General features: G+C 36.4%; 24 protein-coding genes. 8 read left to right on the top strand and 16 right to left on the bottom strand.

The annotated features are described in order from the left end of the window. Positions 1 to 32 precede the first annotated feature (32 nt). Together H8R91_RS11180 and H8R91_RS11185 are read right to left on the bottom strand one after the other, a co-directional pair. Positions 33 to 1,139: a serine hydrolase domain-containing protein gene (locus tag H8R91_RS11180; protein ID WP_186936298.1), complete on the bottom strand. Its 1,107-nt coding sequence runs from the start codon at positions 1,137 to 1,139 to the stop codon at positions 33 to 35. Between the two features lie 116 nt (positions 1,140 to 1,255). After that, entirely contained in the window at positions 1,256 to 2,089 is an 834-nt protein-coding gene (locus tag H8R91_RS11185; RefSeq protein WP_186936299.1) for a helix-turn-helix domain-containing protein, read from the bottom strand. Positions 2,090 to 2,277: 188 nt separating this feature from the next. On the opposite strand from H8R91_RS11185, the gene H8R91_RS11190 reads away from it, so the two are divergent. Further along, complete coding sequence (locus H8R91_RS11190) at positions 2,278 to 3,003, top strand: DNA/RNA non-specific endonuclease (RefSeq protein ID WP_186936300.1); 726 nt, start codon at positions 2,278 to 2,280, stop codon at positions 3,001 to 3,003. A 56-nt stretch (positions 3,004 to 3,059) separates the two neighbouring features. On the opposite strand, the gene H8R91_RS12325 is transcribed toward H8R91_RS11190, so the two are convergent. From H8R91_RS12325 to H8R91_RS11205, 3 genes are all read right to left on the bottom strand, one after another. After that, positions 3,060 to 3,194, bottom strand: a complete 135-nt coding sequence (locus tag H8R91_RS12325; protein WP_279287614.1) for a hypothetical protein — start codon at positions 3,192 to 3,194, stop codon at positions 3,060 to 3,062. Between the two features lie 317 nt (positions 3,195 to 3,511). Next, the gene (locus H8R91_RS11200) at positions 3,512 to 4,654 is read right to left on the bottom strand and encodes a HAMP domain-containing sensor histidine kinase (RefSeq protein ID WP_186936301.1); all 1,143 of its coding nucleotides are present in this window, start codon (positions 4,652 to 4,654) and stop codon (positions 3,512 to 3,514) included. Then, on the bottom strand, positions 4,651 to 5,325 hold the full coding sequence (locus H8R91_RS11205; RefSeq protein WP_186936302.1) for a response regulator transcription factor: 675 nt from the start codon (positions 5,323 to 5,325) through the stop codon (positions 4,651 to 4,653). The genes H8R91_RS11200 and H8R91_RS11205 overlap by 4 nt, the downstream gene beginning before the upstream one ends. A 141-nt stretch (positions 5,326 to 5,466) precedes the next feature. Between H8R91_RS11205 and H8R91_RS12210 the strand changes: the two genes are divergently transcribed. The 3 genes from H8R91_RS12210 to H8R91_RS11215 are packed head-to-tail and all read left to right on the top strand — an operon-like array spanning position 5,467 to position 7,544. Beyond that, positions 5,467 to 5,631, top strand: a complete 165-nt coding sequence (locus H8R91_RS12210; RefSeq protein WP_243237844.1) for a CD1871A family CXXC motif-containing protein — start codon at positions 5,467 to 5,469, stop codon at positions 5,629 to 5,631. Continuing rightward, positions 5,624 to 6,577, top strand: a complete 954-nt coding sequence (locus H8R91_RS11210) for a 4Fe-4S binding protein (protein ID WP_186936303.1) — start codon at positions 5,624 to 5,626, stop codon at positions 6,575 to 6,577. The genes H8R91_RS12210 and H8R91_RS11210 overlap by 8 nt, the downstream gene beginning before the upstream one ends. A 4-nt stretch (positions 6,578 to 6,581) precedes the next feature. Continuing rightward, positions 6,582 to 7,544 carry a TlpA family protein disulfide reductase gene (locus H8R91_RS11215; protein ID WP_186936304.1) on the top strand — a complete coding sequence of 321 codons (963 nt, stop codon included), beginning with the start codon at positions 6,582 to 6,584 and terminating at the stop codon, positions 7,542 to 7,544. A gap of 243 nt (positions 7,545 to 7,787) precedes the next feature. Here the strand turns inward: H8R91_RS11215 and H8R91_RS11220 are convergent, their stop codons facing one another. Continuing rightward, complete coding sequence (locus tag H8R91_RS11220; protein WP_186936305.1) at positions 7,788 to 8,012, bottom strand: hypothetical protein; 225 nt, start codon at positions 8,010 to 8,012, stop codon at positions 7,788 to 7,790. Between the two features lie 410 nt (positions 8,013 to 8,422). Next, entirely contained in the window at positions 8,423 to 10,990 is a 2,568-nt protein-coding gene (locus H8R91_RS11225) for an AAA family ATPase (protein ID WP_186936306.1), read from the bottom strand. A 133-nt stretch (positions 10,991 to 11,123) separates the two neighbouring features. Here H8R91_RS11225 and H8R91_RS11230 point away from each other — a divergent pair, with 133 nt between their 5' ends. Both H8R91_RS11230 and H8R91_RS11235 read left to right on the top strand, forming a co-directional pair. Beyond that, positions 11,124 to 11,345 (top strand): helix-turn-helix domain-containing protein, encoded by a 222-nt coding sequence (locus H8R91_RS11230; protein WP_186936307.1) that lies wholly within the window; start codon positions 11,124 to 11,126, stop codon positions 11,343 to 11,345. Then, on the top strand, positions 11,338 to 12,348 hold the full coding sequence (locus H8R91_RS11235; RefSeq protein WP_186936308.1) for a restriction endonuclease: 1,011 nt from the start codon (positions 11,338 to 11,340) through the stop codon (positions 12,346 to 12,348). The genes H8R91_RS11230 and H8R91_RS11235 overlap by 8 nt, the downstream gene beginning before the upstream one ends. On the opposite strand, the gene H8R91_RS11240 is transcribed toward H8R91_RS11235, so the two are convergent. The 8 genes from H8R91_RS11240 to H8R91_RS11275 form a co-directional block, all read right to left on the bottom strand. Beyond that, positions 12,345 to 13,982, bottom strand: a complete 1,638-nt coding sequence (locus H8R91_RS11240; RefSeq protein WP_186936309.1) for an N-6 DNA methylase family protein — start codon at positions 13,980 to 13,982, stop codon at positions 12,345 to 12,347. The two genes, H8R91_RS11235 and H8R91_RS11240, sit on opposite strands and share 4 nt — an antisense overlap. A 7-nt stretch (positions 13,983 to 13,989) precedes the next feature. Then, positions 13,990 to 14,193: a helix-turn-helix domain-containing protein gene (locus tag H8R91_RS11245; protein WP_186936310.1), complete on the bottom strand. Its 204-nt coding sequence runs from the start codon at positions 14,191 to 14,193 to the stop codon at positions 13,990 to 13,992. A 143-nt stretch (positions 14,194 to 14,336) separates the two neighbouring features. Continuing rightward, positions 14,337 to 14,717, bottom strand: coding sequence for a TnpV protein (locus H8R91_RS11250; RefSeq protein ID WP_186936311.1), 381 nt, complete (start codon positions 14,715 to 14,717; stop codon positions 14,337 to 14,339). A 23-nt stretch (positions 14,718 to 14,740) separates the two neighbouring features. Beyond that, on the bottom strand, positions 14,741 to 15,901 hold the full coding sequence (locus H8R91_RS11255; RefSeq protein WP_243237846.1) for a plasmid recombination protein: 1,161 nt from the start codon (positions 15,899 to 15,901) through the stop codon (positions 14,741 to 14,743). Positions 15,902 to 16,119: 218 nt separating this feature from the next. Beyond that, positions 16,120 to 17,313 carry an AAA family ATPase gene (locus H8R91_RS11260; RefSeq protein ID WP_186936312.1) on the bottom strand — a complete coding sequence of 398 codons (1,194 nt, stop codon included), beginning with the start codon at positions 17,311 to 17,313 and terminating at the stop codon, positions 16,120 to 16,122. Further along, complete coding sequence (locus H8R91_RS11265; RefSeq protein WP_186936313.1) at positions 17,303 to 17,638, bottom strand: plasmid mobilization protein; 336 nt, start codon at positions 17,636 to 17,638, stop codon at positions 17,303 to 17,305. Before H8R91_RS11265 ends, H8R91_RS11260 begins: the two co-directional genes overlap by 11 nt. Before the next feature lie 2 nt (positions 17,639 to 17,640). After that, positions 17,641 to 18,714, bottom strand: a complete 1,074-nt coding sequence (locus H8R91_RS11270; protein WP_186936314.1) for a site-specific integrase — start codon at positions 18,712 to 18,714, stop codon at positions 17,641 to 17,643. Between the two features lie 5 nt (positions 18,715 to 18,719). Next, positions 18,720 to 18,914 carry a helix-turn-helix domain-containing protein gene (locus H8R91_RS11275; RefSeq protein WP_021883140.1) on the bottom strand — a complete coding sequence of 65 codons (195 nt, stop codon included), beginning with the start codon at positions 18,912 to 18,914 and terminating at the stop codon, positions 18,720 to 18,722. A gap of 286 nt (positions 18,915 to 19,200) precedes the next feature. Between H8R91_RS11275 and H8R91_RS11280 the strand changes: the two genes are divergently transcribed. Then, entirely contained in the window at positions 19,201 to 19,731 is a 531-nt protein-coding gene (locus H8R91_RS11280) for a helix-turn-helix domain-containing protein (RefSeq protein ID WP_186936315.1), read from the top strand. A gap of 9 nt (positions 19,732 to 19,740) precedes the next feature. Beyond that, a complete protein-coding gene (locus H8R91_RS11285; protein WP_186936316.1) occupies positions 19,741 to 20,313 on the top strand; it encodes a hypothetical protein in 573 nt (190 codons plus the stop codon). Between the two features lie 164 nt (positions 20,314 to 20,477). Here the strand turns inward: H8R91_RS11285 and guaA are convergent, their stop codons facing one another. Continuing rightward, positions 20,478 to 22,025 carry a glutamine-hydrolyzing GMP synthase gene (gene guaA / locus H8R91_RS11290; RefSeq protein WP_186936317.1) on the bottom strand — a complete coding sequence of 516 codons (1,548 nt, stop codon included), beginning with the start codon at positions 22,023 to 22,025 and terminating at the stop codon, positions 20,478 to 20,480. Positions 22,026 to 22,033 lie beyond the last annotated feature (8 nt).

The following is a 22,033-nucleotide window of genomic DNA, read 5'->3' on the forward strand; positions in this document are numbered from 1 at the left end:
TTACCCTGCTTGTTTATTTTCTGAATTAATATTTAATTTGCCGGCGAAGTGATTACATTGGCAAGCAAATCTGTCGGAAGATTTTCAATATCCATATATCCTGTGTTGTCCGCTATAAAGAGGTGGTAACCGTCATTTATATAATCAAATGAAGTATAATTACCGATAAAGCCCGAATGACCCCAACCGCCGTTATAATATCCTGCCATACCGTAACCGTATTTATGTGAAATTTCGGGTGAATAATCTGTAGTCATCTCCAGATAGCTTTCATTTGAAATAATTTTTCCACTGCTTAGTGCCGTCATCCATTTATCCATATCTTCTGCATTTGATACCATATCACCTGCACCTTTAGTAAGACCTATGGCATCTTCACCGACAACAAAAGTATCGTAAGTCAAACCCCACTCCGAATTGTTTTTTACATCATTTATAAATCCCGAATTAGTCATATTAAGCGGTTCAAAAATATTTTTACTGATAAAATCATAATAATTTTCTCCCGATACCTGTTCTACGATATCGCTTAATAAAAAATAGTTTGCATTACAATATTCAAATGTAGTGTCAGGTTCAGAAACAAGAGGCTGTTTAAAAATCCATTCTTTAATTGCGGCTACATTCTCCTCTTCCGTTTTATCGGAAGAAACATCCTCAACTTGAAGTGCTGCCTCGGGAGTTTTAACAACCATATCAGGTATTCCCGAACGCATAGAAAGCAGATTTTTCAATGTAATGTTCTTACCTGCTGTATATTCAGGATAATATGTATCTAATGTATTGTCTAAACTAAGTTTGCCTTGGTCACGCAGCATTAAAATTGCGGCAGAGCAAAATTGCTTAGAAATTGAACCGATATACATTATCGAGTCAACTTTTAAATCGTTTCCTTTTTCATCTTTTCCTGTAGCCGACTGATAAATAACCGAATTATCTTTTGTCAGATATACAATTCCCTCAAATTTTTTATGTTCAAGTACAGAATCCATATTTTCTTTAATATTAACACTTTCAGTTGTTTCGGTTTCGGCAATTTTACTCTCAACGGGCTTGCTTTCCTCATTATTACCCGAAGAACATGCAGTTACCGAAAAAGCAATTACAAGGCTAAGTATAATTGCAGATAATTTTTTCATATCATCTATCTCCTTAATTTATCTTTTCTATAAGTATAAACCATAAGACGAGTATTTTCAAACAACCGATTATTTAATTGTTCAACCAAACTGCAGTATTATAAACTCACGGTTGATTACAATAAAGGCTTTGTACGATCAAAAGAGCCTACGAAATCATGATAATCCTTTTTTGCTATTTCATCAGCAAAACAAAGCAGAGGTATAACAGAGCTTTCCTGATGAAACATATATGAATATATTTCTCCGTCGGCAGTGGCAACCGAACTTCGTGTGGCAAGGTTATTTTTGCATAGTATCTCCATACAGCGGTCAACCTCTTTTGATTCAATGCCCGTATTTTTACTGATAAGCGATGCCGCAATCGGAGTATTTAAGCGGGAATACATATAAAATATAATTTTTAATAACTTTTTATCTGCAAATAATTCAAACACACCACGCAAGGTTTCAACATCTGCAAGCTGTTCTCTAATACTGCTTTTCGGCTCTACCATCAGGAAAAAGTGATGAAAATCAGGCGATAATCGCGCGGTTGCTACACCGCCGTCCTGCATCATTTTTGCAAAATAATCCGTTTTATCGGTAGTTATAGCTGAATGTTCAATAAATTTATTTAAAAAATCATCAAGTGCAGAAATATCTTGCATAAATCCGATTTCTATCGCCCAGCAAATGCTAAAAGCATAACGATATGCGTCCTCATTTTTCATCTGACAAATCTGTCGTGCAAGCGACGCTGTTAATCTTTGTTCTTCTCGACCAAACAAAGCATCAATACTTACACCAAGTGCCTGCGATATATCGGGCAATAATTCGGCGTCAGGTGTACCGCCTCTCTCCCACTTCGACACCGCTTGCGTTGTAACTCCCAAAAGCTGGCCGAGTTGTTCTTGCGTAAGTCCTTTTTGAGTACGATATTTTTTTATTTGCTTGCCGATAACACTCATTTGTAAACCCTCCGTTGATTTTCTGTTTTTATATTATCACAAGCAAAGAGAATTTGCAAGGTTTGGTAAACAACAGAATAGAGCGGTTTATGCAAAAAGTGATATTTGAATTATTTTATAAACTGAAAACTTGAAAAATGCAATTACCTCAATTATAATAATTACATAACATTATAATTGAGGTAATTATGAAAACTAAAAAACGAAAAACCACAAAATTCACTGTACCTGCCGCACTTGCTTTGATATGCTGTTTTGCGGTGATTTTAATTATAAACAATCAGCCGACAGAAAATACTGCAAAAGACGAAATTATCTCCCTTAAAGATATTCCCGATTATTCAGGTTCTGCTTTTATAGAAATAAACGGCAACGAACCGTATTTCAGTGATGACGATTACACAACATCATCATTTGAATACTATGCGGATTTAGACGAATTAGGAAGATGCGGCACAGCCTATGCCTGCGTTGGTACAGATATAATGCCGACAGAAGAGAGAGGTCAGATAGGCAAAATTAAACCGTCAGGCTGGCAAACAGTAAAATATGACTTTATTGACGGAAAATATCTGTACAATCGCTGTCACCTTATCGCCTATCAGCTTACGGGCGAAAATGCAAATGAAAAGAATTTGATAACAGGAACAAGATACCTAAATGTAACGGGTATGCTGCCCTTTGAAAAGATGGTTGCAAATTATGTAAAAACAACCGGTAATCACGCACTTTACCGTGTAACTCCTGTTTTTGAAAATGACGACCTTGTTGCCAAAGGAGTATTAATTGAGGCAAAATCCGTTGAAGATAAAGGCGAGGGTGTAACATTGTGCGTATACTGCTACAATGTTCAGCCAAATGTAACTATCGACTATAAGACAGGTAAAAGTGAATATAACGAAAATGAATACTAAACAAATTCCCGCAATGCATTAATCTGCATTACGGGAATTTTTCGTATTACGATCTTTTACATAATTATATAGCTGTCAAAATATTTTTCTTGAAATTTAATCTGCCGCATAATTTTTTCTTTAGTAAAAGAAATGTTTTCAGGTGTAACAATCCATTTTTCTTCTATATCATCATTACGATGAACAACCACAATTACTTTTCTTTTAAAAGATTTAAGCAGATAATTCAATCCTAAAATATAAGAGTTCTGCTCCTCCCCATCCGGTGCAATTACACCGGGTACATAACCGTAATTAACAGGACAGTGAATATATTTACATATTTTGCTTTTTAAAAATATTTATCTTCTTTTATATATAACAATTTCAGGATTTGAACAATTTTCACCGTACTCGCTTACAAGAATAAAATCCAATCCGGCAACCAAACCAAAACATCTTGTAATAGAGCCGTAACAAATAATAGTTATATCAAATTTATCTAAAAGATTTATATAAAACTTAATAATCAATTATTTGTTTGTTTTTTTGGAAGTGTTACAAGCATTACTGTTCCATTTTTGTCGCTTTTTTCAGCTTTCACCGTACCGTTGTGCAAAAGTACAATTTCCCATACAAGTGATAGTCCAAGACCTACACCGCCGTATGCTCTGCTACGAGATTTATCAACACGGAAAAATGGTTGAAAGATACTTTCTCTGTACTGCTCGGGTATACCATAACCGTTATCTTTAACTCGTATATAAAGCTGATTATTCTTTTCGTCAACAGTTATAATTACAGAAGCATTTTCTCTGTTGTAGCGTATTGCGTTTTCAGTTAAATTAAATAATAAACGATAAATTAAGGTGTCACTGCCTATCATCATACCATTGCCGTTGTATTCAAGGCGAATATTCTTTTTTTCTGCAAGGGGAGCAAGGTCGGTAAATATTTCTTCAATCATAGGGGCAATTTCTATTGTATCTTTGCACTCAACTGTACGAAGCTCACTCATTTCAAGCAAAGTTTTTGTCATTTGTGACATTCTTTCGTTTTGCTCTTGTAGCAGTGCAAGAAATTCTGCTGTATCGTTGCTCATATTTGGGTGCTCAACAGAAAAAAGTTCAATTTGTGCTTGAGTTAAGGCAAGTGGTGTTCTTAACTCGTGCGCTGCATTTCCTGTGAATTGCCGTTGAGCAGCAAAACCGTTGTCGAGTCGGTCAAGCATATTGTTAAATGATTGACAAAACTGTTTAAATTCCGGCAAAACATCGTCGCTTATTTTCATATCTGCCAAATTGTTGGGCTGTACATTCTCTACTTGAGAGGCAAAACTTTTTAGCGGCTTTAAAGCACGACCACTGACAAAATATGCAAGTATACCGCCAAGTACGCTTACGGCAATTGTTATGTACCAATTAGTAGTATTGAATGAATCTTGTGCACCACTGATAATAATGGTAAGCTCACTGTCGGGATTTTCATTTTCCGGATTAAATGAACTCGGTTTTCCTTTATCAATTTCACTATATGCTGATATTCCGTTGCCTATTGAATCCATATATCGTTTGCCTGAATAACCGATTAAACAATTCATTAGCACACAAGTTATGCAAATTAAAACTGTGGTCATTAAGGTTATTCGCCATTGTAAAGAAAGTTTTTTCATTTTTTATCCTCCATTACATAGCCCTCGCCTATACGGTTGTGAATAGGGTCATAGTCTAATGCATTACGAAGCTTTTTCCTTAATGATGAAATGTGCACTCTTATTGAGTTGCTGAAATTGTCAACACTGCTGTCCCATACGTGTTCAATCAACTCCTCTTGACTTACAGGTCTGCCTTGATTTAACATTAGATATTCAAGTATTCCTGTTTCCTTGCGAGTTAAAGATAATTCTTCATCATTTACATCTGCTTTGCGTGTTTTTGTGTTAAATGAAAGATTTGAACATTTTAAAACAATATCGTTTTGAGTGAACTTTCTAAGGGTAAGGTTTCGTATTCTTGCCGAAAGCTCATCTAAGTGAAATGGTTTTGTTAAATAATCATTTGCACCTTCATCTAATCCTAAAACCTTGTCTGCAACCTCACAACGAGCCGATAGAATTAAAACCTTTGTGTCAATGTCTGTTTGCCTCAGAGTTTTCAATACTGTCATTCCGTCAACATTAGGTAGGTTTAAATCGAGCACAACAAGGTCGAAACTTTCAACACTAAGCATATCTAATGCCTTTTGACCGTCATAGCAATAATCAACACTGTAAGCAAGACGCTTAAGACTTCTTACGATTGTGTCACAAAGAGCAACCTCGTCTTCAACAACTAAAATATGCATAATTATCTCCTAATACTTGTATTATTGGTAAAATATCTTTATTATAGATTATAACACATTATAACACAAAAAAATAAAATCTTTGTTAAATTTCTTTCTTAACAAGGATTTTATATCGTTCGTGATATAATAAGGCTAAAGATGAAGGGAGTGGTTAAATTGTTCAAAGTAAAAAAAGCAATATTTCAAATCGGTTTCCTTGTTGCCGGAGTGGTTATGCTGTGCTATGGAGCAATGCGTGGTGAGACAGACACCGTGCTTAGCAAAGCAATAAGATTATGCTTGGAGTGTATTGGAATTGGATAAAAGAAAAAAGAATGTTTCAAAGCTTTTAAGCCGTTTTCGTACTTGTATTCAGGCAGGTGCAACGCTTTTGACAAATATTCATTTACCTAATTTTTTTAAAGGCGGAATATATCAGGGCAATGGCAAGGCTGTGTGCGTACCGGGGCTAAATTGCTACTCTTGTCCTGCTGCGTCAGGTGCGTGTCCAATCGGCTCGTTTCAGGCTGTTGTAGGCTCATCAAAATTTAATTTTTCCTATTATGTAACAGGATTTTTAATTTTGCTTGGCGTGTTGCTTGGTCGATTTATTTGTGGCTTTTTGTGTCCTTTTGGTTGGCTTCAAGATTTGCTTAATAAAATACCGTGTAAAAAGCTTTCAACAAAAAAACTAAAGCCTTTAACATATTTAAAATATATCATCTTGCTGGTGACGGTTATATTGCTACCTGTACTTGTGGTTAATGATGTTGGAATGGGCGACCCGTTCTTTTGTAAATATATATGCCCACAGGGTGTGCTTGAGGGTGCAATTCCATTGTCTGCTATTGATGAGGGTATACGCTCGGCTTTAGGAAATAAATTTATTCAAAAGCTTATTATTTTGATTATTGTAGTTGTACTGAGTGTGGTTTTCTATCGTCCGTTTTGCAAGTGGATTTGTCCACTCGGTGCTTTTTATGCATTGATGAACAAGGTGTCGTTGCTTGGAATAAAGGTTGATAAGCATAAATGCGTGTCTTGTGGCAAATGTGCAAGAGCGTGTAAAATGGATGTTGATGTAGTAAAAACACCAAACAGCACTGAGTGTATTCGTTGTGGTAAGTGTATAACTGCTTGTCCTACTGATGCAATAAGCTTTCGCTACGGATTTGGTATGCCTGAAAAAAATCTTTGCAACACTGTAAAAGAAAATAATAAAACAGATATTAAAACAAATAACAACAAAGATATAACAACGGAGGAATAAAATTATGAAAAAATCAAAAATATTAACTATACTTATGGTTTTAGTGCTTATGTTTAGCCTTGTTGCTTGTTCAACAACTAAAAATAACGACAAATCTCAGTCAAATAATACTGCTGATATTTCAAATTTAATGGAAAGTGAACCAAGCAATTTAGATGACGCAACTGCACTTTATCAAAAGCTTATGCAAAAAGAAAATGAAATTTTTACAAGTAATTCACAGCTTTGGGAAAAAGTGTTTATGTCAGCAAATAAGGACACTCCTATGATTGAAGACGGAACAAATTATGGCGACTTTTTGCTCAATACTATTGAAAACGGTAAAGATAAGTTTACTGCAGATGAGTTGAAAATTCTTAAAGACGGTGCAAATCAAATTAAAGAAATTGAGGGTAAACTCACAATTTTAGAACAAAAATATCCGGGCTGTGGCAGTAAGCCGAGCGAGGGTGACAGTATTGACGCTGAAAGTGCAGGTATGGTAAGTGACAATAGCGAACTTACTAAGTTTCCAAGCTTTAAGGGTAAGGACCTTGACGGAAATGATGTTAACAGTGATGACATCTTCTCATCTAACAATGTAACTGTTATTAACTTTTGGTTTACTACTTGTAATCCTTGTGTAGGTGAACTTGGCGATTTGGAAAAGCTTAATAAAGAACTTGCAGAAAAAGGTGGTACCGTTATAGGTATTAACTCATTTACTCTTGACGGTGACAAGACTGCTATATCTGAGGCTAAGGATGTTTTGACTAAAAAGGGTATTACCTACAAAAATATTTGGTTTGATTCAAACAGTGAGGCCGGTAAATTTGCTTCAGGTCTTTATTCATATCCAACAACATATGTAGTTGATAAAAACGGAAATATTGTAGGTCAACCAATTGTTGGTGCAATAACTTCATCATCACAAGCACAGCAACTTAATAAACTTATTGATGAAGCAATTGAAAACAGTAAAAAATAAAGATTTTAAATATCTCTCTAAATCTTATTAAAACCATATAAAGGAATAAATCCCAAGGCACATTTAATCGTGTGTTTTGGGGTTTATTTGTTTATATTGATTCATCACGATTTTTTGCTGCAAAAATCCCTTGATCCAGTTTGCTGCTCGGTATGTTATCCGTGTTCCGGGATATTTGAAAGGTATTTCTTCTGTAAATGTTTTGTGGCAACAGTTGCACTGATATCTATGGATAAAGAAGTTCTATATGTGTGTAGTACCTCTCTGTATTGGAATATCTTTTAGTTTGACTTGTCCGTTTTCATAAATATATACACTGCCTCCGCAATAAGGGCACAGAACTGTCTGCGTTGACCTTACGCTCTCCAGAAACAGTACGCTTTTATCTTTATCAGGGCTGATTCCTATATGTGTTCCTTTAAATCCTTGACTTTCAAATTCAACTTTGATATCATCTAAATAGAGCATAGGTTTCTCTCCTTCATTGTTTGTCTTGTCAACTACAATTCTGGAGCTTCCTATGCTCTTTTTCAATATTTATTTTTGATTATCACACATTTTTCCGTGATGAGGGAAAAATATAAGTCCAAATTAAGTCCATAACAGTAACATAGCATATAAAATCAATCCCGAAAAGTCAGTATTAATCAGACTTTTCGGGGTTTTGTTAATCATTCCCACTCGCTCCCTGTAAATCAATCTTAAACACTTTTGTTTATGAAATTTATCAGAGAGTATTTATATTATTTGAATTATCGGTAAAGCATACGCTATCCGATTTTTTGTTGCCATTTCGTTGCCACACTATAATGGCTACTATCTGGCTAAATCAATTAGTAGAAAATAAATTTAAAATTATTTTATTTTCCAATAATGAATCACTTTTTGTTAAGCCTTTTTTTATAATTTTTACCCCAATCAATAAGGTCGTTTACATCTTTTTCTAAACATTCAAGGTCAGGTAACTCGATTGGCTTTTCACTTGGCTGTGAATGTTCAAAATAAGAATATTTTGTCATCATTTTTTCAATAAAATCAACATCCTTTGATTCGATTATTTTTAGATATCTAATCTTTAATGATGAAATATTTTTACTATATCTAGTAACCAATCCGTTTAACAACAATTTTTCGATGAGATATTCAATATCTACCCTTACAATTGTGCAACAACTCTTGAGTTTGGCATCGGCTAAATCATAATCTCCGTCTTCTCTCAATTTGCGTATTTTAGGTATAGATTCATCTTTTATCGTTTGTAATGAAGATATAGCATTAGTTTTATTGTAGTCTCCCTTGTATATTGGTTCTCCCATAGGACTGTTTCTGAGTTCTATATAATTAAATTTGGAAGATTCTTTTATTTCAGGATTTTCAAGTAAGTACAGTTCCATACAATTTTTGAGTGTTTCTGCAAATGCAAGGCGATGTGTAAATACTATTACTTGTCTTTCAAAAGACAGTTTAACCAATTGTTTTGCTACATTATCTTCATAGTTGTGGTCTAAAGAATTTATTGGATCATCAAATATAAAGGCTTGTGTCTTATTAATAGAGTTTAAATCGGCTAAAAAGGCAGCAATAGAAACAACTCTATATTCACCCTCACTTAAAACTTCTTCCGTTTTCTTTTTTTCGAAAGCTCCTTTTATCGATATTCTGTGAGATGTTCTACCTTTTTTGCCATCCGATAATAATTCCACCTTTATCGATCGTGAAGGATTGAGTGCATTTAATTCATTTTCAAATCTTCTTACATACACCTCAGTAATCATTTTTTCAGACAATGCATTCTTAGCTTTTGTAATATTATTGGTTTTTATGCCAGCCTTAATATTTTTTAAGATAATAAGTTCCTTTTTCAATTTAACATTATTCTGATTCTCGGAAAACCATTTTTTACTTTGAAGTTCAATTCTATCCTTGCTTTGTTTTTCTGAATTATTAATGAATTCATCAATGGATTCAATCTGCTCCTTTATTCTTTTCGTAAATTCATCAAATTTGTTAAGTACTTCATTAACGCATACTACTTTTGGGCATTCTACATTTTTCGGGTCATAATTGTATAACCAATTTGCTCTAATATATAGTTTATTCAACACATCTTCAATGTAAGAGACGACATCATCCGAGAACATATTTGTAATAAGAATTTGTTTTGTGTCATTTACATTAAGATTCCTATTGATAAGTTCACTTAATTTTTGTGTCTTTTTATTTAAGATTTCATATGCATCATTTTGCTTTTTTTCAAGGTCTGAAGCATATATTTCTGAAAATTTAGCGTATCTTATTTTCGCTTCAGAAGAAAGCGGTTGCTGGCATAATACACATATATCTTTTGTACTATCTCCTTCAATTGAATCAGAAAATTTCTGTGATGATTTCCACATATCTTTCCAAAGATCAGACCCAAACTCTTTAATGCTTGAAACTTCTCTATATGTTTTTAATAAATTTTCAAATTCACGACGAGTTTTAATTTGAATTTTGATAGAGTGAATATAATCTTCAACATTACTTTGATCCAATTGGGAGTAGGCATTAGATATTTTACTTTTTAATTGTGAAAGTATTTCTACTTGCTGAGATAGTTTTTTCTTGGTTTGATCAGGATTAGAATAATTGAATGTCTTTTCAATCAATTCTAATTGCTTTTGATCTTTCTCTGTGAAATTTATACATTTTTCGAAATCATCAATCAGTGGAAGTGTTTCCAATTCGCTATATTTCTTACTTAAGTCAGAGGTTGATAGTTCGTTAGGTACGCTTTTTAAATTTGAAGTTTTAGTTTTGTATTCTGAACTTACCTCTTGGCTTATATACTCTGATATTTCAGCTAACTGAGTAAAAATATGTAATAATTTTGGTTCGTAAATTGTTTCTGTTGATTTGTCTAAAAACCTATGTGCTATTTTTGTGTCATATATTCTGATCGGATAATTTTTATCATTCTTTAACGACCAATTAGTTGTTGTATCTTCTCCGTCACAAGAAAAGGTTAATGTTGCTTTTGCTGGAATATTGATTTTTTCAAAAATGTTGGAAAAAATGTTGATGTCGTCTTTAGGATTTTCAGCCTTTTTTAACACCTTAACATATGATGATTTGCCACAGCCATTTGCTCCGTACACTACATTTAGTCCTTTAGTGAATTCAAGTGGTTTTGTAGGCTTTAACGCAGCCACTCCTTGTATGTTAGATATGCTCTTTAAAATGATATTACTATCATCGGATGTGACATCGTCCAAGTCTTCGGGAAACTTTGTATCAGAAACATAGGGACAATCGGTATATCCATATTCTTTGCAAACAAGTTTAAGTGCTCGCTTTTTGGTTTCCTCTAAATCTTTACTTTTCCAAAGGTTTACAAATGCATCTTTTTGCCAATCCCTTGATTTATCAAACCAAGACCTAACAATCAAAATAATATTAGCTTCCATTTTATCTTCCTTTACACTCAAATTATTAATTGAAATCTTTCGTATTAAATGACGAAAATGTTTCAGTTACTTATTGTATGTAGACTTTTTGTATTCATTCACATTATACTATACAGTATGGAGGATTGCAAATATGGATATTATAAAAGTATTTGGTGACAACCTAAAAAAATATCGTACAGCTATGGGAATATCTCAAGAAGCATTCGCCGAAAAGTGCGGTATGCACCGTACTTATATTAGTGCTATCGAGTGTTACCGCCGCAGCATTTCGCTTGAAAATATACAGCGTATAGCTGATGCACTCGGAATTGAAACCTATGAATTGTTTTTGGAGGAAAAAGCCGATGATTAACTATGTACAAAATATATATGATAGTGGTATGTCCATTTACGATCCTATAAACCCTGATGATAGAGATTTGTTCATTCCAACATATGCTTTAGAACGAATTTTATCCAGTTATCTCGTAGGATTTTCTCTTGAGGGATTGCCATTAAGAACACGCTCAAAGGTCGTTAAAACTAAAATATGCGAAGCGTTAGGATATCCAACACCACGCTCTTTTATAAAGACTCAGCCTAGATTTCCAGGACAAAATTTTGATGTCTATACACAAAAGAGTATGAATGTGCAAATATGGAATGAAGAAGTTGATGCAGCAAGAAGGTATGTATTTCTTAAAGTCGACGAGGATGATGTTATTACGTGCATAAGAGTAATCTCTGGAGATACCCTCGCAGAATTTGACCGAACAGGAAAATTAACAACAAAATATCAGGCAACAATGAGCTCTTTTGACAACAGTTATCTGTTCTCTGAAGATACTACTAATGTTGCTAATTGGATAACATATCCGCATAGTTCCTTACAAAGCGTTAATCCAAATTACTATCCTTCCCCAAACCAACTTTTGCCTGTCGCAGAAATATATGACAGATTACTACCGCTGGTCGGTCTCCGCATAGATTATCTCAACCCGCTGCAAGAGAGAAACAGAGGTGCAGAATTACACGCACTAATATGCCAGCATCTTGGATATTCGGTATACGAAGATGACGGCAGTTATCCAGATATAGCAAATCAATTATTGGAAATCAAACTCCAAACATCACCAACAATTGACTTGGGATTACACTCTCCTGAAGATGGAGCTCCTATCGCAACAATCGGCGACACAACATTCTATAGTGGTGATGTTCGCTATGTTATATTTGATGGCTCAGTAGAAAATCATTACATTAGGCTGAACAGATTATATGTAGTTGCTGGCTATGAGTTCACTAGATATTTTCCTCTATTTAAAGGGCAAAATGCTAAAATTCAGCTACCTTTGCCTAATGACTTCTTTGATTAAGCAAATAGTTTATCAACAATACAATCCAATTTTTCTTTATAGTCGGGAATTACATCACTGTTTTTCTCGGCTATAATTTGTTTTACAATCCAAATTGCTTCTTGAGCCAACTCAGTGGTGTAAGAAGGAATCGGAAATTGCTCAACATATTGTGACATAAATCTTCTTTTCCCTGAATAAAGTTTAGTATTAAATTTAACATCATAATATTTTTCAATGAAACGACTATTGGCTATTGCTAAAGCTAAATACACTACATCATCCATTACACAGTCCTGTATTTCTATCCAGTAACAATCACCATTGACTATTGCTCCAGAAGTATCTAACCAAAATTGCGGATGCTCAGAAATATCACGAAACACAATTTTGCGATGTTTCCAAGATTCCGGATTCTGTGGCACCCATATTTCATACCAATTTCGATTTGCTTGAATAACATATTTACGATTAGACAATTGATCATAATGTTGCAAAAGATACTCTTTGGCTTTGGGATAGTCTTCAATATTTATTGCTTTTTTTCTCCCATTTTCGGTTGTATGAGTATATAAAACTTTCCATAACTCCGAATCGTTTGGGAGTATTTGCCCTGCATTTCTATGTGTGATTAAAGGGCGTAGAAGCTCTATATCAGCCTTATCCCCATCCCATTCGTTTCCAATAAAAACATTATCCGCAGTAGTTTTAATCCCTACACGAATTTTCCCAATATCAGAAAATCGTTGCCAAGTATTGCGTTCCACAGCAGAGAGCCATTCTTGGATTTCGTTCGATTGAATATTCCAAAGAGAACCTTTTTCTACACTTTGCATAAAGCCTTGTTGATAAAGATATTTTCTGCCGTCTGTTATTTGATAACATCCCGATTCATATATAGCATCAAAAATATCATTGATATTTCCATCAATATCATCAGCAGATGTTTGGTAAACGGACGTAAATGCTACTTTGTTTCTATCATCCGTTTTCCCTTTTGAAAACACCATAATACACGGCAACACCGATGCAGAAAATAATTTAGTATCACCTAAATCTGTAATCCTGTGAATTTTATAATTCTCAATAATATAATCTCTAACAGAACTCCCTGACTTAATAGTAAGAAACTTATTTGATGTAATATATCCTGCAATTCCATCATCTTTCAAGACCGAATTTGTGCATATAATAAATGCATAATAAATATCAGCTCTTCCTGACAAACCAAGTTTCGATGATATTTCTTGTGCTTTATTGCTGCCCATAATTTGGGTACGAATATACGGAGGGTTTGCGATAACAAAATCAAACAAGCCTATTGTATGGTCTTCTACAGCCTTTAGAAAATCTTCGTTTTTTATCGAAACCTTGATTTTTGGAAACAAACGTGATAATTCCGCTGATGTTTCTACACATACTTCAGCATCTGTTTCATATCCCACTACTTCAATATGTGTATAAGATAAACTAATTATGTTCAACAATGCGATAGCTAATTCGCCTTTTCCAATGGCAGGATCTAATATTCTAATTGTATTGCTCTCACCACGAGCTTTATATTTAACCATTTCCTTCGCCAAATACTCTGCCATACTTTTAGGGGTGTAGACAACACCATTGGCTTTTTCTTTATTTATATTGGAGTATCTCATATATTTCTTACCTATTGATAAATTGTACTACATCTTCAATATTGCAACTTAATGCTACACATATCTTTTCTAACGATTTCATTGAAACCGGTTCACCTTTACCCAACTTAGCCAAGACATTACTACTAATACCACAAATCTCTATCAACTCACTGCGTTTAAGTTGTTTATCTATAAGTAACTTCCATAAATTATCGTAGCTAACTGCCATCACTATACCTCCACTTTTTCATATCATTAATTATAAATTAATAATCACGATATGTCAATATTTATATAGTATTTCGTGATGATCCGACACTGAATAAAAAAGAAAAAGGATGATGTGAGTTTTATTCACACCATCCGCTAATCTTAAATATTATATATAATTCTTTCATTTACAATTTCCGTTGCACTATTATGAATATTATTCATCTTCTGCACCCACAACATCATATCGGTTGATTTGAGTTTCTCGGTTACATTTTCTTTTTCGGCAAGTTCTTTTACCAGCCGGAGAAAAAGATTTTGAGCCTGCTGTTCAATATCGGCAAGATATGAATTGAGCTTACCGCTTGTCATCAAGTTGTAGTAAAGCACCTTATGATTCTGCTTCAAATATCGTTTATGCCTCATTTCCCAAATGCCGATATTCGCTTCCTTTTCTTCTTCCGCCAGTAATAAATCGGGCAACATATAGTCGCCCACCTGTGTGTAAGTACCGCCTGCTTTTTCAAAAATTGTCTTTGCCATTTGTTTTACCTCCAAAAATTTATTTATCTTGAGCGTGGATTTTCACGCTTACGACCTTTAATATTTCTTGCCTGTTCAAGCAACTCATCAATCTGTTTATGCCCGAAAACTTTACGCAAAAGCTTGTAATCCTTGACCTCTGAACGCAGATTTTCGTTTTCGCTTTTTAGTTTGCTGTTGATTTTCGACAACATTTCGTTCTCACGATAGAGATTGCCGTTCGTGATATTTAATCTATGGTAATTGTCCCAACCTTCAAAGCAACGAGCCAATGCCGTCTTGATTAACGCTTTTAATTTTTGAATAAGCGGCTCTGCAATTTTGGTTTTATATGCTTTTGCAGACATAAAACTTTGCGGTTCGGAGAGCTGATATTCGGGGGCATTATCGAGCATTTCTTCCACATTCCTTAATTTTTCCAAACCATCATCATAGTTTAACACTCGCTCGGATAACACATTAAATTCGGCTTGCTTTTCTTCGATTTTAGCACCCAATTGTTCAAGTTCTGCTGTTCTTTCTTGCTTTTTATAATCAAGAACAGACAAATGTTTTTCGTGCGTTCCTTTGTGTTCCCACTCAATTCCGTGTCGTTCCATAACGAATGCGAGTGCGGATTTTTCTGCGCTCACCCATTGATTCCACTCGGTATCTCCACGGGTTCCGCCCTTAAATCCTTGTGCGGCAAGCGCCTGCTTGAGTGATACTCTTGTATCAAGTCCACGCTTGCTTCCGGTGGTGAACGGAACAAAATCTATGTGCAAATGGGGCGTTGCTTCGTCCATATGAAGATGAGCCGAGAACACTTTTAACTGAGGATTTCTTTCCTGAAACCCACGATAATATTCGTTCAAAACCTCTCTTGCAAGTATTCCGCTTTCGCTTTCTGCGCTCATATTTTCCTTATCGCCAATCTGCAAAATCATTTCGTGAAACGGCTTTTCTTGCTTTGAATTTCTGATTTTCTCATAGTAGTTTTCTATTCTGCGGTCGGCTCTTGTCTGTTTTTCGTTGTATCTTTTTAGTGCTTCATCAAACAATTCGTGATAGATTTTCTTTATCGGCTCGTTACAGTAATCAATGTTAAGATGACTACGCTCACCGTCAACATTTTCTGCCTTGAATTTGCGGCTGTTATGATTGACCGAGCCTTTACCCACCATTGCACTTATCGTTCTTTGCATTTTATATACCTCCAATCTCTAAAAATTGACCGTTCTCAGTTCTGTTACTCTTGTCAAGAGTAACGCAAAAGCACTTTTGACAGGCGAGCCCATCAAAAATGCAACCTGCAAGCAGGTTTTGCGTTCTCCGAAGGGCAAAGAGCCGCCTTTGAAAAGGCACTCTCTGCACACTCCGCTAAACTTTTGCTGTGACAAACCGTGACGATGGTGACAATGTTTTAGGCCACATCACCGTTCTCGGAGAGTTTGTCACGGTCGTCACGCATTGACACGCTTTCTTTCCAAAGGGATATTTTTCGTCCGCTGTGCGTGCGACTCGCTTTGTAATGAATGTCGTAATCTTTAAGCAACCGCCCGGCGTTGATACTAAGTCTTAGCGACAGAACATTAGGCTTAATATCCAATCCAATAAGTTTGCTCAATTCAGAAGCCGTCCCGTCCCATCGGCTACTGTCCGAAGAAAGAACAGTCGATACCTTTTCAAGCAGCGGGTCAGGCGGCTCTGTCCAAACTTCTGTTTCGCTTTTTTCAAATTCCCATATAAGTTTTTGCGGATTGCGAACAAGGTGTATTCGCTGATCCTGCTGATCTCTGCCGGTGACGTCAAGCGTTGCGGCATTGGTTGTTCGTTTCTCTTTGCTGAGAACAAAGGCGCCGTCTGCCGCACCGAGCAATCCGTTTGTGCCGGAGATTGTATCAAATTTATCGTCAGCCTGCTGTTTGCGTGTGTGATGGACGATAAGCATTGTTACCTTGTAGCTGTCGGCAAGCGCTTTCAGCTTTGCGACTACATCGTAATCACTGCCGTAGCTGTAATCCGCACCACCTGTCTCTCGAACACGCTTTAGCGTATCTATGATAATCAGTCCGGTGTCAGGGTGTTCCTGAATAAAACCTCTTATTTGGTCTTCCAAGCCGCCGTTTACGGTTTTGCTTTCTGTTGCAAAATACAAGTTGTCCGTTCCGTCAGCGCCGAACATATGATAGAGCCTGCGCTGTAAGCGAGGGTAATCATCTTCAAGGGCAAAATAAAGAACGGTTGCATTGCGGACTCTGTAATTCCAAAGCGGAGTTCCAGTGCTGATATGGTAAGCGAGCTGTGCCATCATAAAACTCTTTCCTACTTTCGGAGAACCCACGAACAAGTAAGTTCCCTGATAAAGCAGACCGTCTATAAGTGCGGTTTGTGTTTCGAAATCGGTATCATACAGAGCCGACATTGAAACAGTTTTCAAATATGACGGATCCATTTGCCTCAGCATTTCTCTTTGCATTTCACGAAAACTTTCGTCCAAATCCTTGATATTTTCATCGTTATCGTTTATACTAATGTCAGTACATTTTTGGATTGACTGCTCCGTATCTGCGCCAACAGATACATTCGGGGCGGTCATTTCTTTTTTATTCTCCATTGTTATCCTCTCCTTTCAATCCGCCGAGAATATCGGCAATCATTTCTATTACATCAAGCAACTCATCATTTACCTCCCCGCCGGCTTCTATTCGCTGTAATTCCGACAGCACATCGGCAAGCTGGTTTCGCAAAGCCTTGAATACTCTCGGATTGCCTTGCACGATTACTTCTCGGTGCGTTAATCTTCGTGTTATATAGTCCTGTTTTGTCAAACCCGAAAGCTGAACATAGCGTTCAATCTGTTCCCACTCCTCTGGTGAAACTCTGAACGCTACGGTTTTGTTTCTCCAGCGGTTATGCTCATCTTTGTTTTTAAGTGACATAATTATTTACCCCTTTCCATATCTAATTTTTCCGCCATTTCAGTCTGCTTTGACGGGAACAAGTGCGCATAGTTGTAAGTTATATCAATGCTTTCATGTCCCACACGGTCTGCAATAGCCGTTGCAGAGAATCCCATATCAATCAGCAAACTAACGTGGCTGTGGCGGATATCGTGAATACGGATTCTTTTTACGCCTGCTTCTTTTGCGCCTCTGTCCATTTCTCTGTGCAGATAGCTTTTTGTAATTGGAAACACTCTGTCCTCCAACCCCACATCGTAAAGCATTTTCAGATAATCCTGCATTTCATCACAAAGGAACTTCGGCAACTGAATTGTGCGGTTACTTTTCTCTGTTTTCGGCGAAGTTATAATATCTCTGCCATTCAAGTGCTGAAACGATTTATTAATTGTTACCGTTCGCTTTTCAAAATCGAAATCAGCAGAAGTAAGAGCTAACAGCTCGCCCTCACGAATACCCGTCCAATAGAGCATTTCAAACGCATAGTATGACATCGGCTTATCCATCATTGCATCAGCAAACTTCAAATATTCCTCTTTAGTCCAGAAAAGCATTTCACGATTTTTCTTTTTACCCATGCTGCCCGCCTTTTGACAAGGGTTTTCTTTCAGGTTGTAGTACCTGACAGCATGGTTGAATATCGCAGACAGCTGATTGTGTATTGTTTTCAAATATACGGGAGAATACGGTTTGCCGTTATCGTCCTTATAATTGATAAGCTCATTTTGCCAAGTAATTATTTGTTGTGCGGTTATGTTGCACATTTTCAGCTTACCGAAATATGGAATAAGCTTTTTATCAATAATATGTTTCTTGGTTTCCCAAGTGTTTTCTTTAAGTCGAGTCTGCATATCTTCGGAGTAATGTTCAACAAAACTCTTGAAATTCATATCCAAATCTCCGCCAAGCTTATTAAGTTGTTCTCTTTCCCACGCCTGAGCCTCACGTTTTGTTTTGAATCCTCGTTTTTGTGATTGCTTTCGTTCGCCATTCCAATCGGTATAGCGATAGATAACACGCCAAGTATTTGTTTTTTCTTCCTTATAAACAGCCATTGATATCACATCCTTTCTTTTTCGGCTGTACCATAACAAACTCTTTCTAAAAAATACTGTTTGTTTACTCGTCCTGAAATAGTTATAAAGCCTTGTGCTTTTAACTCTTCGTTAAGCTGCTGCACGATTTTATAGGCATAAGATTTTGAAATACCTAATTCGTCGGCAACATCTTGTACTTTCATAAATGTTGTACTCATACTGAAACCTCCTTTCAATTCTTGTTAGTTTGTTTATTTAGTGTCGGAGAACTTTCTGACCGCATTCCGATTTGCCCGAGCGGATACACCATTACCGTGATGTATGACGGTTATTCAATTTTCGCAAACAGCTTAACGCTATTTGCTTAATGATTATACTAAACATATTCCGTTATGTCAAGTGGTTTTCACAAAAATATTAAACTTTTTTGTTTTATGTTGCTTGACATATACTAAACATATATGATATACTGATTGCATATTACATAAGTAAGGAGCGTATTTTATGGCAATCGGAGAGAGAATAAGATTCTTTCGTAATCTTTGCGGAATGACACAGAAATATTTAGGACAGGTAGTCGGCTTTCCTGAAAAGACTGCGGACATTCGTATGGCACAGTATGAATCCGGCTCAAGAACACCTAAAGCTGATTTAACAAATAAACTTGCAGATGTTTTCGATATATCTCCGCAGGCTCTTTCTGTTCCCGACATTGACAGCTACATAGGGTTAATGCACACCTTGTTTACATTAGAGGACAGATACGGATTGACAATAGTAAAGACGGAAAATGGCATTTCAATGTATGCAGACCCTCGCAAGGGAACAGACGCTGCCGAGCTTTCCGAAATGATAAATGCGTGGGCAGAACAGGCTGAAAAATACCGCAAAGGCGACATCAGCCGTGAGGACTATGACAAGTGGCGTTATAACTATCCGAAGTATGATGAAACTTCTGGTTATGTAAGAGTGCCGTCGCAGAATTTCAGCGATGCTATGGTTGAGTCTTTCAAAGACAGACTGAAAGATATGTGAGGTAAGATAATGGATTGGAAAAGAAACTTTTTAGAATCTTCTTTATTGCGCCGGTCAACAAATAAGAACAACCCAAATGAGGTGCAAGCAAGATGCGTTGATTTGGCATACTCAGATATGATGACGGCAGGTCGTTATTACAGCGCTTCTTTTCTGAATGACAAAAAGAAAATTTGCTCTGCTACAAACAGCGCCATTACTGAATCAAATTTTGTGTTTTCAAGAAAAATTATTGAAGATATTTCGTTGTTGTTTTGCGATAATACTATAGGCAATGGCAACCGTTATGCAACCGGGTTTGGGCTTGCTCAAAAACTTATAAATATGACTTTCAAATATCTATATGTTTTTAGTGATTTGATATTTATAGACAAACCTATTCCTGATTTTTCATCGTGTGATTGCCCTCTTGACAGTATTATTATTAAAAAAGCGCATATTAAGGATTGCGTTTGGAGCAAGCTTACTGAGCAACAATATCTGGAATGTCAAGCAAAAATAACAGAACTACTAAATGCAAATTCTTTAGATTTAGAGTTATCAAAGCTTGGCAATCTAGCTTATGACTTTATTAATTGGTAATCGGCAATAATACACGATAAAACAAAAAGAGCTAACTGACTTCTCAAAAAGTCAGTTAGCTCTTTACTTTTACAATAATTCAAATTATGTTGCCATTTTGTTTCCACAGAGGGCTTTCAAACGGCGAAAAGCCTTTATTTACGGGCTTTTTCACGGGTGCGAAATTACTCCCACTCCACGGTTCCGGGGGGTTTGGAGGTTATATCGTAAACAACTCTGTTTACATGTTCTACTTCATTTATGATACGGCTTGAAACTCTGCCGAGGATATCATATGGGATTTTTGCCCAATCGGCTGTCATAAAGTCGTCTGTTGTTACGGCTCTGATTGCCACAAGTTCATCATAGGTACGGGAATCACCCATTACACCTACTGTCTTTACACCCGGAAGGACTGCAAAGAACTGGCTCATCTGTGAGGCATATCCGCACTTATCCATTTCTTCTCTTAGGATTGCATCTGCCTCCTGCAAAATTTTTACCTTATCAGCTGTAACTTCGCCGATTACTCGAACACCAAGTCCGGGACCCGGGAACGGCTGACGCCATACAAGTTCATGAGGAAGTCCGAGCTTTTCGCCAACTACTCTTACTTCATCTTTAAAAAGATCCTGCAAAGGTTCAATAATTCCCTCAAAAGTAATATCCTGCGGTACTTCTACCTGATTGTGGTGAGTTTTAATCTTTGCTGCATCACCTTTACCGCTTTCAATTCTGTCAGGATAAATAGTGCCTTGAGCAAAGTAACCACTGCCGTAGTTCTCACGAATTTTATTCCAAAACACATTATAAAACTCTGTGCCAATTATCTTTCTCTTTGCTTCCGGATCTGATACGCCCTTAAGTTTTGAGAGAAATTCCTCTTGGCAATTAATACGAACAAAATTCATGTCAAAAAGTTTTGTAAATGTCTGCTCAACAAAGTCGCCTTCGTCTTTACGCATAAGTCCCTGGTCAACGAAAACACAGGTAAGCTGCTTACCGACTGCTTTACTTAAAAGAGCGGCAGCAACAGAAGAATCAACACCGCCGGAAAGTCCGAGGACTACTCCCTTGTCGCCGATTTGCTCTTTAAGTTTTGCAACTGTTGAATCGATAAAACTATCCATCTGCCATTCACCTTTACAACCGCAAACATCATAAAGGAATGAACGGAGCATATCTTTACCGTTTTCTGTGTGATTAACTTCCGGATGGAACTGTACACCGTAAAGTTTTCTTTCAGGGCAACTCATAGCAGCAACAGGACAAACCGCTGTCGTGGCAGTTACAGTAAATCCGTCCGGTACTGTGCTTATATAGTCACGGTGACTCATCCAAGAAACGCCGTGTTCACAAGCATTTGTAAAGATAACATCGTCTTTATTATAGTTGGTCATCGTCTTGCCGTACTCACAAGATGAATTATCTGTAGCAGGAGTTACTACACCGCCAAGGGTATATGCCATAAGCTGACAACCATAGCAAATACCGAGAATAGGAATATTAAGCTCGAAAATTTCTTTTGAAATATGCGGTGAGCTTTCATCGTACACGCTATTCGGACCACCTGTAAAAATAATACCGGTGGGATTTAATTCTTTAATTTTATCAAGGCTGACTGTGTACGGCAGTATTTCGCAATATACATTACACTCACGAACACGCCTTGCAATAAGCTGATTATACTGTCCGCCAAAGTCGAGGACAATTACTCTTTCTTTGTTTTCCATTACATTAC

Origin of the sequence: Ruminococcus intestinalis, from assembly GCF_014288065.1 — a bacterium.
Classification (GTDB): domain Bacteria; phylum Bacillota; class Clostridia; order Oscillospirales; family Acutalibacteraceae; genus Ruminococcoides; species Ruminococcoides intestinale_A.